The sequence below is a fragment of the Colwellia sp. BRX8-5 genome (assembly GCF_014077325.1).
In the GTDB taxonomy this organism is placed as follows: domain Bacteria; phylum Pseudomonadota; class Gammaproteobacteria; order Enterobacterales; family Alteromonadaceae; genus Colwellia_A.
In genome coordinates this window covers 1-14,804 of sequence record NZ_JACGVR010000031.1, presented here as the reverse complement: position 1 = coordinate 14,804, position 14,804 = coordinate 1, and the positions used below count along the sequence as shown (strand labels likewise).

The window sequence follows — 14,804 nt, the reverse complement described above, 5'->3', positions numbered from 1 at the left end:
AGTATTTTAAGATAAGATAAGATAGGGTCGGCGTTTAATAACGTCGACCCATTTTTTTGTATATTTATAGACAATATCAACCATCTCTTGATATTTACCGAGACATTATGTTGCCAAATCAGTTGAAAAACCTCCAACCAGACCAAGTTATTAAACAGTGTCAACTTTTGATTCAAAAAGGCCACTTAAGCCAAGCAGCTAAGAACCTAGAAGATATGCTTGCGGAAAATCCAGGACATATTGAAGGTGTTTATTGTCTTGCAGTCTGTCAGCGTAAACAACAAAAATATAATCTGGCTATGGCAAGTCTTGATCAAATTCTTATAAAACAACCGGACCATGGCCGGGCGCATCAAGAGCAAGGTTATACTCACAAAGCAATGGCGAACACTAGCCAAGCGATAGCATCCTTTGAAAAAGCAGTCGCCTTAAATCCAGCTTTGTTTGGAAGTTGGCGCGCTTTAGCAGACCAACCTGGTTATCCGATGCATCAGGAAGCAAAAAAACGTGCTGATTGGCTCTCCAGTTTGCCGCCAGCATTAGTTTCTGTTTCTAGCTTAATATATCAAAAGCAATTACATCGCGCTGAATGGCTCTGTCGTCATTTTCTCAAAGACAATCCCCATCAACCAGAAGCTATGCGCTTATTGGCTGAGTTAGGAACAAAGTTTCAAATTCTTGATGACGCGGAGTTCTTATTAGCCAGCTGCCTTGAATTTGAACCAAATTACAAAAGAGCACGCCTTGACTATGTTCATGTTCTGCATAAACGACAAAAATTTAATAAGGCACTTGAGCAAGCAAAAATTCTATTAGATTCAGACCCGGAAAATGCAACGTTTAAAATTGGTCTCGGCAATGCGCAACAAGCCACTGGAGATTTTGAAGCAGCTATAAGCACCTTTGAAAGTGTATTGGATAGCAACGCAGCTAATTATTCTATCTATTTAACTCTTGGGCATGCATTAAAAACGATGGGGCGTGTTGAAGACGCGATCCAAGCTTACCGTAAAAGCTACGATCTCAAACCTGACTTTGGTGATGCTTTCTGGAGTTTGGCCAATTTAAAAACTTACCGATTTACCTCTGATGAACGTCAGCAAATGCGGGTTAAAGAAGCAAGCGCGACAACATCGATAAATGATAAAATTCATTTTTGCTTTGCTCTTGGCAAAGATTTAGAAGACAGTGAGCTCTTTGACGAAGCCTTCTCTTTTTACCATCGCGGCAACAAACTCAAGAGCGAGCAAGACAAATTTGACAGCAAATCTCTCGAGTTATCGTTTGAATTTCAGAAAAATAATTTTGACGCTGCGTTTTTCAATCGCCATAAACAAACCGGTTGCTCTGCTGCAGATCCTATATTTATTGTTGGACTACCCAGAGCGGGGTCGACACTTTTAGAACAAATCCTCTCTTCACACTCACAGGTCGATGGGACAATGGAATTGGCCAACATTATCGGTCTAGCGCATCGCTTAAATGGTCGACAAGCCACGCGTGACACCCCCAAATACCCAAGTATTCTAAGCAATCTTACTGCTGATGACCTCACTAAAATGGGCGAGCTGTATATTGAAGAGACTCGGCATCATCGCCAAGGAGCAATGTTCTTTATCGATAAAATGCCAAACAATTTCCGGCATATTGCACTTATCAATCTGATCTTGCCTAATGCGAAAATTATCGATGCGAGACGCGATGCTTTGTCCTGTTGTTTTAGTGGTTTTAAACAATTGTTTGGTGAGGGGCAGCAATTTTCCTATGATCTTGAAGACATTGGACATTATTATCGTAGTTATGTTGAGTTGATGGACCATTGGGACAAAGAATTACCCGGTAAGATTTTACGTGTGCAGTATGAAGATGTGGTTGCCGATCTTGAAAGCCAAGTTAGGCGCATATTAGACTATTGTGGACTGCCTTTTGAGCAGGCTTGTATTGATTTTCATACAAATAAACGCGCTGTTCGCACGCCTAGCTCTGAGCAAGTTCGACAACCTATTTATCAAAGTGGTCTTGAACAATGGCGCAATTATGAGTCTCATTTAACACCATTAAAAAAAGCACTAAAAAGCTAGGTCGGCTTTCTAAAGTGCTAGAACTGTTTTTATAGCCGTTGGCTGTTAATGAGCGCTATGCGTATTGATATTGTCGTGTTAATTATTTTACTATAGAAAATAAAGAGAAATAAATTTTGGATAAAAAGATACTAAAAATAGGACATCGTGGCGCAATGGGTCATGAACCTGAAAACACGCTAAGGTCTTTTAAAAAAGCATTAGCGTTAAATGTTGATGCGATCGAATTAGATGTATATGTATGTAAAACAGGTGAACTTGTTGTTATACATGACGATAAAGTAGACAGAACAACTAATGGTATAGGCTATACTGAAGATAAAACCTTTGTTGAGCTAAGACAACTAGACGCGGGAAAAGGTGAACTTATACCAACACTTGAAGAAGTCTTGGATCTTGTTGATAAAAGCGTGATAGTAAATATAGAATTAAAGGGAAGAAGTACCGCAATTGCAACGTATCAGGTAATAGATAAATACATAAAAGAAAAGGGCTGGTCTGAGCTTGATTTTATGGTTTCTTCATTTGATCATCATGAATTAAATAAATTTAAACATTTGTATCCTCAAATACCCATCGGTGTTTTGCTTGAAGGCGTTCCTCTTTCTTATGCTGATTGTGCCGTTGAACTTAATGCTCAATCCATCAACTTAAGTCTAGATTTTATCAATCAGGACTTTGTTGATGACGCACATCAAAAAGGGTTACAAGTTTATGTTTATACGGTTAATGACTATGATGACATTGCCAAAGTAAAAGAATTAAATATCGATGGTATTTTTTGTAATTTTCCAGAAAGATTATAATTAAGACACGATTGCCTGCGTTACTAAACGAGAAATAGCGTGGGATTTTGTATGGGTAGTTTTGATTTGAAAATCCCTGTGATTTAAAGATGAACTAGATTTTAATGTTAACGCACATGAGTATTATTTATTTTGCGATAAAATATATATTTAGTTTATATGCGAACTTATCAATAATCTAATGTATGCGTCGTGGGGAAAAGCAGTCAGAAAATAGTGAAAACTATCTTCCAAATAATATTCCTTTACCACAGCGGTAGCTAAAAAAGTACTTATTATTTTTTTACTTTGCTATGGCACTTATGGCGTCTATAGCGGTACTCTTTATCTCCCCCTAGGAAGAGGTGAAGTTACCTTTCAAGGTAATGCAGTATATTTTTCTTTTGCTGCTCTTTTGTTAGGTGCTTTATATCTTTTGATTGAAATTATCGATCATTACGATAAAAGGAATAATGAATTCTCATATAAACGTATAAAAGGTGTAATTAAAGGACTTGCCGCTTTAATATTGTTATTTACTATCGCTATAAGTGCCGCACTTACACAAGAACTATAAGTCACTCAAATCGGCGCTTAACGTGGCATTTGTGATTAAAGGATTATCGTGATATCAAAATTACCTCGGTGGGTAGAGTATGGCTCGTTTGTTTTAGCACTGGTTGCGGGCTTTATTAACGCTGTTGGACTTTTAGGATTTAATCACCAATCTATTTCACACTTATCTGGAACAGCAACACTGCTTGGCGTAGGTGTTTTAAACTCAAGTTTTTCTGATACGCTTCATTTGGTTTTAATTCTGCTTAGCTTCTTAGTAGGCTCTGCCATATCAGGCTATTTCCTAAATAGTGGTTCGTTAAAGTTGGGTCGTAATTACAGTCGACTGCTTATCTTGGAGGCAATCATTATTTTCGCATCAATGTATTTCTTATCCAAGGGATCACTATTTGGCCATTATTTAGCTTCAGCTGCATGTGGGCTTCAAAATGCACTAGTGACAACCTATAGTGGCGCTGTTGTTCGAACAACACATGTAACTGGGTTATTTACCGATCTTGGTCTTATGTTAGGTTCAAGACTTCGAGGCGAACTCTTTGATAAAAGAAAGGCGGTATTGTTTCTACTGATAATAACGGGATTTATTGTTGGTGGGGGATTGGGTGCTTATTTTTTCAGTATGTTTAAGTTTAATGCTTTATTAATTCCTGCTGTTATTTGCTTGCTATTAGCATTGTTCTATTCAGTTTACAGTGCAAAGGTGAGTAGTTAACAGCCGTATGTTCGCTGTTATCAATACAAAATATAGTGGCTATTATATGCTGGCAATAGCTCATCATCTGACTAAATAAAACAGCAATGATATTTCTATTATTGCTGTTTTAGATATTTTATTTACTGAATGTCGAGTAGTGTCACTTCAAAAACAAGTAACGAACCGGGGGTTATTTTTCCTGCAGATTTATTGCCATAGCCTAAGCTTGATGGAATAAAAAACTTAAATTTATCACCAACAACCATTAATTGAAGACCTTCAGTCCAGCCAGGTATCACTTGGTTTAAGCCAAAACTAATGGGTTCACCGCGATCAACTGAGCTGTCAAATACACTGCCATCGAGTAAAGAGCCATGATAATGCACTTTCACTTTTGAACTGGCACTTGGGTGCTTTAATCCATCACCTTTTTCCAATACTAGATATTGCAAACCTGAAGCTGTTTCAACAACATTTTCAAGGGTTTTATTTGTAGCTAAGAACTGGTTAGCTATAGCTATATTTTCAACCGCGGCTTTTTTATCATTTGAACTTTTTGAAATAAAGAAAATTACCAAGGCAATAATTATAACCAATACAACATATTTCATAACTGATCCGATTAATTTGAATTATTGTGTATTCTAGCATTCGATTCTTTTGCAGGTCACATTAATTTAAAATTAATATGAGTGCTATGTTTTTCATTGTTAGGTAAGCGGATGATTTGCAGGGGTATTAATTCATTCAAAAGAGGTGTCTTATGCTATTTACAGTGATGGGACCTTGAATATTTACCCTTTAGTTATAGAAAAACCCGGTAACATGCATGTTACCGGGTTTACTAAGTAGATTAACAGCTACCTCAAGTTATGTGATTATTACTTGCGTTTACATTAGCTATTATCACATGTTTATTTCTAATGCTTATCCAGTTTTTGTGACAAGTTTTCAATCACATCAACGGCGCTATAAGTCGATTCATTAGGCATAATGCCTTTGCCCATTCGAATCTCTAAAATACTATGCACTTCTTTACGGTTATTGCCGCTATTAAAGGCAATTCCTATTTCACTATGTGGGCGTTGGTAAGTTTCACAGTTGAATAGGCCACAACGGCGTTCAATGCGCTGTTGATGCGATAAACCAAATGCAGAGGCAACCTCTACTTTTTGAGACTCAACAAAAGTTTCTTTATTGGTCACGACAAACCAATCAAAACCTTGCTTTTGAGTGAGCTCCGCGGATCTTAATAGCGCATAATCAGCTGCATCAGCGACACTGTTAGAGATGATTTTAAATTGTACACGATACCTATCACTGGTAATTTTTTGCTCACTATAACCTGATGACCCTTTAGTTGCAGGGCGGTAGTCAGGTTGAGAAGCACAAGCTGATATTAATAAAGTGACGAATAAAAAGGGAATAAATGATTTCATAATGTACCTCGGTTATTGTTTATTTGTTTGCCAGTTATTGTTTATTGCTCGTTGTTCTTGAGCGCTATCCATTGCTTGTCCTTTGATCATCTCATCTATAGCGCTGTCTAGTTGTGCCTTGTTACTGGCAACACGGTAATTTTCAATATCTTGGGAAAACGCTACGTTTTTGGTGATTTTAAGCTGCCACTGCTGATTTTCTTTACAGGCAATGTTGATACTGGCCGCTTGTAAATTAATGTGCTGAAACTGTCGACAAAAATTACCCGCATGATTAGTGAAACTTAAATTAGCCATGACCTTATCACCTTGGTCTGTTGACGACATTTCACCACTTTTTGCCTTATCTAACACCTGTGATATCTCTGCAGTAATCGCAGTTGTTTGCTCTGACTGCATTAGGGTTATTGTTCCTACGCCAAATATCATCGAAATACCTGCCGCTAAGGCGTAATGTTTTTTAATGCGTTGGTTAACACTTTTCCAGCGTGACAAGCTAACAACATTTTCAGGCGTCTGGTCTTCTTTATTTTCTGCTATTTTTTTATCTAAGGTTTGTGCTAAGAGTAAGATACCATCAGGCATTGTAGTGCTATCAATAATGGCAGCATTTTCGTCAACCCAGTGATCAACTTGTGATAAGTCAGCCAAACGCATCACTAAATCGTCGTCAGTCTCTAGCGCACAACGGACCTCTTCCATTGCTTCTTCGCTCAGTTCGGCGTCTAAAAATGCACTCAATATTTCATTGTCTATTTTCATAAGCCTGCTCCTATTTGATAGGGTTTCATCATATCCATTAGTGCAACACGTGCTCGAGATAGCCGACTCATCACCGTACCAACAGGGATCTCCATAGAAGAAGCCACTTCTTTATATGACATGCCTTGAACGGCCACTAAAGATAAAATTGCCCGTTGATCGTCAGGCAAGGTACTCATCGCTTTATTAACGTGTGCCAGCGTTTCTTTGTTGTCAAATTGTTGGTGTTCATTAGCAGTTTGTGGCTCTTGAAGCTCTGGTTTGAGTACCGCATTCTGCCTAACTTTTCGTGACCGATATTCGTCAATCCAAACATTGCGACAAACCTTAAATGCCCACCTAGTTTCGTCTACTCCACTAGGCACACCTTTATTGAGTATTTTCTCTAGCGTGGTTTGTACTAAATCATCTGCATCAGCAGGATTACCCGTTAAAGAGTAGGCAAAGCGTCTTAGCATTGGTAGTATATTTTCTATAGGTTTATTCATTTTTTACTCCTCTCTACTAAGTAGACGTATCTAAAAAATATTTATTCCATAAAAGGAAATTTATTTTTAGTTGAAACGTTTTATTAACGACACACTTATTTTTTAGGCTGAAGACTAACATGAAAACCTTACCACTTACCGCCATATTTATTTCAATTCTTAGTACATCTCTACCGGCACAACAACTCACTAGCGGTGATGTTCTAGGAAATATAACCCTAGTAGATCGCAATTTAGACGATATTAGCCAGCAAATAAAAGTACCACGTAAACTAGCCCCATTTGCGTTAAGTCGCTTACCCAATGTTGATAAATTGACGACTGAGCCACTTACGGCTTTACCTGATTCATTATCAATAGAAACAGTAACAGGAAAAAACCTTTGGTTTGATGTTGAGGTAGAACAGGGATGGCGAGCCGTGAAGGGACAATGGATACTCTTAGCCGACGACCTTAATAAGGCACGCTTAATTGGTCAGGGTGCGGTGATAATCAATGAATCTCGTTATTCTGGTTTGGGCATGACATTGTTACGTTTTAATGTGCCACAAGCTCTCGACTCAAAGAAAGCCTTAATAAATATACTTTCTGCCAAAGCGTCACTGAGTTTAGCTAGAAATCATATTTATCAAACACAAAGTCAAGCCCGTCAGCTTACCGATAAAAAAGTAGTCGGTGAAAAGCTAAAAACTAAAAGCCTATTTAATGCTTGTCAGCTAAAGGTAAAAGTTGGTCTAGTTGATAGTGCAATAGACACAAACCATGATGCTTTTAAGCAGGCAAGTATTACCGCAAAGTCTTTTTTGCCTGCTGAATTAGATGCCTCAGTTCAACACGGTACCGTGATCGCAAGTTTATTGGTTGGTAAGACAGAGCAGTTGGTACCGCTTTTACCACAGGGTCAAATTTACTCGGCAGAAGTATTTTACCAGCAGTCAGATTATGTTCAGGGTGCAACTTTGTCAGCGATGATAGCGGGAATAAATTGGCTAATAGAACAAGAAGTAAAAGTGATCAATATGAGTTTAGCGGGCCCAGATAATAAAATTTTGCAGGCTGTGCTTACTTCGGCCATGGCAAAGGGCGCTTTAATTATTGCTGCAGCCGGTAATGAAGGTCCGGCGGCTCCTCCGATGTTTCCAGCGGCTTATAAAGATGTTATTGCGGTGAGTGCTATTGACCAATTTCAACAACCTTACCGTTGGTCAAATCGCGGTGATTATGTCGATTACTCTGCCTTAGGGGTTAATGTCTTAACGGCACAAAGTGGTCAGCGGGTGGGGCGGGAGTCAGGCACATCGATTGCCGCACCTTACGTAACCGCAGCTTTAGCCTGTTTAATTGCAAAAATTGGCGTCAACAGAAATCAATTATTAGAAAAGCTCAATGAATCAACAATAGATTTGGGTCCTCGCGGTAAGGACCCTATTTATGGTGTCGGCGCGATAGTAAGCCGTTAAAATTGCGCTTTAATCGCTAAAGTCGAAAGGGTTTGAGTGTATGTTTGGCTATCAAGCTCTGAACTGTAGTCGCCATATTCAACGTTGCCAATAACCACTAAATGTTCGTTAACGTTTAACTGCCACTGTCCGTGAAATATATGCCTATGTTCATCTGCTTTTGATTCACGCTGACTAGGGATATCATTATTGCTGACTGCTTGAAAATCTTTCGATTGAAAACGCCAACCGATAGTTGCTTTGTGAGCTAAGCCAAATAATTCAAATTTTTGAGATAACTTAGTGTTAACCCCATAGCCACCATAATTAAACTGTGAGTCTGTTGCCGTTTCTTTATCTGCGCTAAGCCCTAGCATCAGCATAGTGCGACCGTCATTGATAAAGTGAAATAATTCAGTACTTACACCAAAAGTGTTGGCATTTCGGCGAGTTATTACGGCAAAGTCTTTACGCTTTATTTTAAGGCTAGTGCGTAAAAATGTTTGGGGTTGAAGAAAAGTTCCCAAGTAAATACTGGCTTGTTGAAAGGTTAAATATGTCTCGCCAGCTAACTTAGCTTTAGCACCATCATAACGTAGCCCTAAATCTTTTTCCTGCCATTTATAGGTCCCATCAATACTGACTTGATGTAAGGCAAGATCAAAAGAATCTAACTGATGATAATCTTGGTCATTATATCGATATGATGATGTTAACTTTGCTTTATTATTGAACGTCCACAAGCCAGTAACCGCAGCCGTTTTTTGAATGCCACTGTCACCCTGTGAGGAAACTTCATCAAGCTCATCGACACTAAGCGCTGAGTTGTTTATTAAAGCCAAAGAAGCCTCACCACTAAAAGTAAATGTCTCTGGCGTTGCTGCCATCACTTGCATACTAAGGATGCACCCTAAACTGCTCAACATATATTTCATCTTAATTTCCTTAAATAGGATGCGCCAGGGTAACTGGCGCATTTAACAAGTTAGTCAGTAAGATTACAAGCCAATAGCTAAGTCGCTTGCCAAAGTGCTTACCACTTCAGCGGCAGTTGCTGCAGCAATTTCAGCGTTAACCTGCTCAGTAACTACACGACTAATTTGGCTATTCACGTCTTGAGTAATAACACTTTGCGTATCGCTGGTAATTGAATTAACAATATTGGCATTAATACTTTGCTCCAAGACCTGTGTGGTTTGTGCTGCTGCATCTGCAGCGGCAATGTTTTGCAAATCTCCTGACAAACTCTGCGACAGTTGCGAGGAACCAGTTAAAGAAGTGGCGCTATCTAACGCACTGGCATTTTGTAAGCCTCCCGACATATTTTCAAACATGCCTTGCGATAAACTCTGTGACAGCTGCGACGTATTAGCAAAAGACGTTTGGCTATCAAGGTTGGACGCCCTAGCAACCTCTTCAGATTCAGCTAAGTCTTCACCAGGTGTCGCTTCACTCTCTTGGGGAATATCATCTTCTGGTAGCTCTGTTGTGCTTACTTGGGTAAGTGATTGGGTCAGTGATTGGCTCAACGTGGCCGCAACACCAGCGGTTATATTGACAGTGCTTCCCATATTATTTGTTAGGGTCGCAACCATCTGATTATTGCTATCAAAAGCTTTAGCGCTTGTTGCATTAATGCCATGACTGACTTGCTGCTCTGTTGGTTCGCTTTGCGCTGGTTCACTTGGAGCAGAGGCTTGCGGATTGTTGTCTGCGTTATTAGCCGTAACTTGTGTATTACTCGTTGCGGAACTGTCTGAATTTACCGACATTTGTGCTGAATTATCAGTGCTATCAATTCCTTGAGATAATTGAGTATTCTGATTAACTTGGGCGTCTTGATTAATTTGAATCGTGTTTGCTTGTGCAGCACTTACCCAACAACTTAATCCGCTTACTACCAATACTTTTGCAATTTTATTTAATGAAGTCATGTTTGCTTCCTCTAAGGGTTGTTTATGTTAATGACACTTAGATAACGGATGAAGTGAGATATTTATTCCAAGTTTATTTAAATAAAAACACAAATTTAAAGCCTTTGTTTTTTTTAAGTCTGTATATCAATATTTTAGGCTGGCTTTTTGTTTTACTTTTTTTCCTCTACATAGATAAGCAGTAATAACACTGGGGGTTAATACCTAGCGTAAAAGAGGGGAATACCTGATTATTTTTTGTTTGAGAAATGGGCACCCTAGCTAAGTAAATAATTTTCTTACCCATAAAGTGTCCATGAAAGCGAATGATGTTGACTTATATGTTTAATTATCATGCTCATGGTCACAAATAATAAAAGGTGATTACAATGAAGAATACATTAATATCAAGTGCCATTGCTTTTGCACTGACTGTTCCGCTAAGCGTTATATCTAGTCAAGTTCATGCATCAACAAGCGATATCATTACTGGAAGTAATGCTGCTAATAAAATCTTAAATTTTGACGTTGCTGGTGTACCAAACGTTAATCAAATTCAAGATACGGGCCTAAATACTTTAATGAGTTTAAGCGCTGAGCAGGCTCAAGCCATCAGTCACTTTCAAGCAGCTAATCCAAACGCACAGGTAAATATCAATCAAGCAACAGGGACTGTTGATGCTATTACCGGCATGACCGTTAAAACGGCGGGTAACTCTGTTGAGAATATGGCGCGTAATTTCATTACCGACAATCAGCAAATTTTTGAAGGTTTAAGCAATGACCAACTGAAATATAATCGTAATCGCTCTAAAGCGGCATTAGGTGGACAAGTTGTTCGTTTCGATCAAGTTGTCGATGGTATTCTTGTTGATGGCAATGGTTTAGGTGTTGTTATTGATGGTAACAACAACGTTCGCGCCATTATGGGTCCTTATCAAAAAGCCCTTACAGTAGCGGGTCAACCAGGATTGTCTGCTGATGATGCGGTGTTAATGGCAACGCGTAATCTTGTACAATTCCAAAAAAATATCCCCGCAGAGGCTATGTCAATACTAACCCCGGCCTATGAATTAATAGCAGCAGAGCTAGGTGTGTTTAAAACACCAATACCAGAGCTACGCATAGTGCAAACGGCTGATAGCCATAGTTTAGTTTGGCAGTTTTATTACTACTCAACGAATCCTTTTGGCGTATTTAAATACATGGTTGATGCACAAACGGGTGAGATAGTTTACCGTGAAGATCAAGTGCGCACGGCCGAAGAGCCACAACCCACCGATCAATTTGCTGATTATTTTCCGACTTTCCCACCGATCACCAAAGAATTACAAGACTCTTGTGAAATTGTTGATGCAGATGGCGGTTTAACGGGCACACCTGAAGGGTTATTGCGCATTAAATTAAGAAAATTTGATGAAACTAACCGAGTAACAGGTGTTGGTAGTGTATTAACGGGGACTAATGCACTTATTCTTAATGCTTCATCGAGCAAATTGCCATTCGCTCAAGCGGCTTTAGGCACTTATTATTTTGACCAAGACGCTGCACCTCTTTATGGCCGCGTTAATGAACAAGATCATTTTGCTGAGCCTGCACAGCAATTCGACGGTATCAGTCAATTTATATATATCACTAACTTAATGGAATATTTAGACTATTTGCACAAAGATGGTGACGATGTTCATAATAGAGGGTTTGGCAGTGGTAGTTTTCCTGATCAATACCCTAATGAGTCAACGCCTTTAGTAGGTGTCGTTCATATACCTAACGTGTTTATGGCACTAGAAGCTCAAGATATAGACTTTAGTGATCCTGAGCTTTTAAATAAAATAGTAAACTTAGATAATGCTTTTGCTATACCCCTTACACAAGAAATTGGTGGTCAGGAAGTGGTTGTTAACCCAACATTTTATGGTCATGGTTATTACTTTAACAACTTAGCAATAGATTTTAGTGTACCAATGCACGAAGGTACGCATGCGACTATCACACCTATTGCTGGCTTTGAAGGTAGCCCTGAAGGTGGCGCCTTGAACGAAGGGCAAGCCGATTTATGGGCTTATACCATAGGTGAAACACCTGATTTAGGTAGTTACCCGGTTGCAGGTTGTGGGTTAAGAGACTTATTACGCGAAAATGGTACAGATCCTGATTCTTTTGAATATATTCGTAGTGGCCAAAGCCAATTACGTTATTCACAATTAGGAACACGCGGTGACGACTTTGAAGTACACAGAGATGGCGAAATATATGCCGGCGCGATGTGGGACTTACGAGAAATTATGTTAGAGATGTATCCAGCTAACGACTTTGCTCGCCCAGATCCAACAACGGGTGATGCAACACAGTTAACCAGTTTAGGTAAAGAAACGTGGGAACGTATTTTCCTTGGCTCTATGTATATTTTAGGGGTTACTGCGCCAGATACCTTTGTTAAAGCGCGAGATGCGGCATTAACAGCTGACGCTATGCTATATCCAACTGCCTCTGTTGATGCTAAATCTCTAGGTCAACATCATGCTATTATTGAACGTGTATTTGCCGCTCGTGAATTAGGATTAAACGCTTCAGCTCCATTAGGTGGTGTGCAGATGATTTCAACAGCGGTAAGTGACTTTACTGCGGGTCAAAAAGCACCAGCTGCACCACAAAATATTGTAGCGAGTATTACCAACCCAGACACAATAGATGTCACTTGGAATGAAGTAGATAATGCCATTGGCTATCAAATATTAAAGCGTAAAGGTGGCAGCCCAGCTCGTTTATTCGCTGGTGTCCCGGGTCGTGAATATGTCGACGGTGATATAGAAAATAATGGCTATACCCATGTTGAATTTGTAACGGGTGCCAGTTACAGCGATAAAGGACAAGGTTTTGGTCGTGGCGCTGGTCAAGGTATTGATGCTTATGATTATCAATATGTTGTTCGTGCTATTGAAGTTAATGCTTCGGGTCAAGTTGGTTTTTCTGATTTGTCAGGTACGGCGAAAACTAACTTGAAACAAAGAAATGTCACTAAGAAAGTTACCACACGGATCGATAATGTTTCTTTTAGTGAAGGTTCATTTTCTTTTGATAATATCTTAACAAATAATGCTTCGCATGATTTGTTTGGGCCGTTAAAGTTTAATATTGTCTCAATTAGTAGCCCTGATGTAACTGTAGCTAACGCTAAAAGTGGCACAGGTCAAAATGGCGATACTGCGACGTTTATTTATGACGAATCTTTATCATCACAAATGGACTCTTCAGCGATTAACTTTATCTTTAACAACCCGATGGCTGAGATGTTTACCTTTAAAGCTAAAGTGTTTGCTCAGATAGAGAAACCTTCAGTTGCGGCTAATGGTAGCCAAGAACCGATGGATTCATCTGCGGGTGCAGATCGTACCGTGGTTTATCATAATATCTCTGAGCATAAGGGCTTAGTTGCTATTGGCACTACAGACGTAGAAGTTGCTGACGGTGTTGATTATGTTGATGTGGTATTTACTGCAGAGACAAGTGCACAAAGTATTGTTGCAACCTTAACAGCAGATACTGAAGTGGGGGGAGCCATTCCAGATTTGGATTTCTCAATGCTCGACAGTGACGGCAATGTCATGGTTACATCTGGTAACTTAGGTCCTTCAGAGCAGGTAGGTAGTACGGTTGTTGGTGGTGAAAGCTACACTCTACGTGTTAAAGGTTATGCCAATGGTCCAACTCAATTTACTATTGTGTTAGACCAAATGGTACTAAATGAATCAGATGCGAGTACCGAAGCAAGTACTGCTGAGTCTGCTGTAGGTTCTGTGGAGCTAGTTGAGTTTGTAGTAAACCCAGCTAATGGCACGATTATGGTCGTCGAACCTGAAGATGCGAAGTCAGTAACTGCTGCGCCAATGATGGGTACAACAGCGACACTTTAATCATTTACTAAAAAAGTAATAGCCCACTTAGTGATATAAGTGGGCTTTTTTTTGCCTTTTTTTTGCTGAAAGTGTTTTGCCACCCACCAAAAAAATATCTTATTAATTAGCAATCAACGAGAAGAGAAGATACAAATATACTATTTGGAATAAATAGTTCATCCATTATTTAATTATCCATCCTGATGGTCAAGTGGCTACTACTTTTAAGCAGAATTGTTAAGTTAAACAGGCTTCTATTTCATTGTTTGTTATTTGACCACTTAGTCAGTTTATGGCATATTTTACTTTAATGTGATTTTTAATATAAATATTTTATTAAGTTATTCATTAAAATGTCATATTACAGGGAAATAATAGGCATATATAAAACAACAATATAAGGATGTAAAATGGAGTTTAGATACACGGACTTATCTTTTTTTATATTTTCTCTTCTCTCTAATACTGGAAAGTTTTATCCACTTTCTTTATCCACCCTATATTGCTCTCTATCATTGAAAATAATCGTTTCAATTTATTATTTGCACCACCAATTTTTGGTGAAATCTATCTGCGATTATTTCTTAAAATTTTTATCCAAAGAAAAAATATTAATTACGGCAGTAATTATAAAACCTTTATCATTCTAAATTATAGACAATACGTCCAAAAATAAATTAATTACGGTGTGAATGAGTGGTTTACAAAAAGTATTGAATCAAGTGGCTAAG

11 protein-coding genes are annotated in these 14,804 nt (G+C 38.8%); 5 read left to right on the top strand and 6 right to left on the bottom strand.

What is annotated here, in order from left to right; all coding sequences use genetic code 11:
- Positions 1-107 precede the first annotated feature (107 nt).
- The 3 genes from H4J62_RS16170 to H4J62_RS16160 all read left to right on the top strand — a co-directional run bounded on the left by H4J62_RS16170 (position 108) and on the right by H4J62_RS16160 (position 4,154).
- Positions 108-2,081 (top strand): tetratricopeptide repeat-containing sulfotransferase family protein, encoded by a 1,974-nt coding sequence (locus H4J62_RS16170; protein ID WP_182217201.1) that lies wholly within the window; start codon positions 108-110, stop codon positions 2,079-2,081.
- 116 nt (positions 2,082-2,197) lie between these two features.
- Positions 2,198-2,887, top strand: a complete 690-nt coding sequence (locus H4J62_RS16165) for a glycerophosphodiester phosphodiesterase family protein (protein WP_197517634.1) — start codon at positions 2,198-2,200, stop codon at positions 2,885-2,887.
- Positions 2,888-3,491: 604 nt separating this feature from the next.
- Positions 3,492-4,154, top strand: a complete 663-nt coding sequence (locus H4J62_RS16160; RefSeq protein WP_182217202.1) for a YoaK family protein — start codon at positions 3,492-3,494, stop codon at positions 4,152-4,154.
- Between the two features lie 122 nt (positions 4,155-4,276).
- Here the strand turns inward: H4J62_RS16160 and H4J62_RS16155 are convergent, their stop codons facing one another.
- From H4J62_RS16155 to H4J62_RS16140, 4 genes are all read right to left on the bottom strand, one after another.
- Positions 4,277-4,747, bottom strand: coding sequence for an FKBP-type peptidyl-prolyl cis-trans isomerase (locus tag H4J62_RS16155; RefSeq protein ID WP_182217204.1), 471 nt, complete (start codon positions 4,745-4,747; stop codon positions 4,277-4,279).
- Positions 4,748-5,056: 309 nt separating this feature from the next.
- Positions 5,057-5,575: a CC0125/CC1285 family lipoprotein gene (locus tag H4J62_RS16150; protein ID WP_070373679.1), complete on the bottom strand. Its 519-nt coding sequence runs from the start codon at positions 5,573-5,575 to the stop codon at positions 5,057-5,059.
- Between the two features lie 12 nt (positions 5,576-5,587).
- A complete protein-coding gene (locus tag H4J62_RS16145; protein ID WP_182217205.1) occupies positions 5,588-6,337 on the bottom strand; it encodes a hypothetical protein in 750 nt (249 codons plus the stop codon).
- Positions 6,334-6,825, bottom strand: a complete 492-nt coding sequence (locus H4J62_RS16140) for an RNA polymerase sigma factor (RefSeq protein WP_182217207.1) — start codon at positions 6,823-6,825, stop codon at positions 6,334-6,336. The genes H4J62_RS16145 and H4J62_RS16140 overlap by 4 nt, the downstream gene beginning before the upstream one ends.
- A gap of 119 nt (positions 6,826-6,944) precedes the next feature.
- On the opposite strand from H4J62_RS16140, the gene H4J62_RS16135 reads away from it, so the two are divergent.
- Positions 6,945-8,285 carry a S8 family serine peptidase gene (locus tag H4J62_RS16135; protein WP_182217208.1) on the top strand — a complete coding sequence of 447 codons (1,341 nt, stop codon included), beginning with the start codon at positions 6,945-6,947 and terminating at the stop codon, positions 8,283-8,285.
- On the opposite strand, the gene H4J62_RS16130 is transcribed toward H4J62_RS16135, so the two are convergent.
- Both H4J62_RS16130 and H4J62_RS16125 read right to left on the bottom strand, forming a co-directional pair.
- On the bottom strand, positions 8,282-9,199 hold the full coding sequence (locus H4J62_RS16130; RefSeq protein WP_182217210.1) for a surface lipoprotein assembly modifier: 918 nt from the start codon (positions 9,197-9,199) through the stop codon (positions 8,282-8,284). The genes H4J62_RS16135 and H4J62_RS16130 overlap by 4 nt on opposite strands.
- A 63-nt stretch (positions 9,200-9,262) precedes the next feature.
- Positions 9,263-10,198, bottom strand: coding sequence for a hypothetical protein (locus tag H4J62_RS16125; RefSeq protein WP_182217212.1), 936 nt, complete (start codon positions 10,196-10,198; stop codon positions 9,263-9,265).
- 368 nt (positions 10,199-10,566) lie between these two features.
- Between H4J62_RS16125 and H4J62_RS16120 the strand changes: the two genes are divergently transcribed.
- Complete coding sequence (locus H4J62_RS16120) at positions 10,567-14,091, top strand: M36 family metallopeptidase (RefSeq protein WP_182217214.1); 3,525 nt, start codon at positions 10,567-10,569, stop codon at positions 14,089-14,091.
- Positions 14,092-14,804: the final 713 nt, after the last annotated feature.

Excerpts from the sequence above, each read along its gene's own strand:
- H4J62_RS16150 (WP_070373679.1), bottom strand. The coding sequence starts at position 5,575 with ATGAAATCATTTATTCCCTTTTTATTCGTCACTTTATTAATATCAGCT.
- H4J62_RS16130 (WP_182217210.1), bottom strand. The coding sequence starts at position 9,199 with ATGAAATATATGTTGAGCAGTTTAGGGTGCATCCTTAGTATGCAAGTG.
- H4J62_RS16170 (WP_182217201.1), top strand. The coding sequence starts at position 108 with ATGTTGCCAAATCAGTTGAAAAACCTCCAACCAGACCAAGTTATTAAA.
- H4J62_RS16125 (WP_182217212.1), bottom strand. The coding sequence starts at position 10,198 with ATGACTTCATTAAATAAAATTGCAAAAGTATTGGTAGTAAGCGGATTA.
- H4J62_RS16140 (WP_182217207.1), bottom strand. The coding sequence starts at position 6,825 with ATGAATAAACCTATAGAAAATATACTACCAATGCTAAGACGCTTTGCC.
- H4J62_RS16145 (WP_182217205.1), bottom strand. The coding sequence starts at position 6,337 with ATGAAAATAGACAATGAAATATTGAGTGCATTTTTAGACGCCGAACTG.
- H4J62_RS16155 (WP_182217204.1), bottom strand. The coding sequence starts at position 4,747 with ATGAAATATGTTGTATTGGTTATAATTATTGCCTTGGTAATTTTCTTT.
- H4J62_RS16135 (WP_182217208.1), top strand. The coding sequence starts at position 6,945 with ATGAAAACCTTACCACTTACCGCCATATTTATTTCAATTCTTAGTACA.
- H4J62_RS16120 (WP_182217214.1), top strand. The coding sequence starts at position 10,567 with ATGAAGAATACATTAATATCAAGTGCCATTGCTTTTGCACTGACTGTT.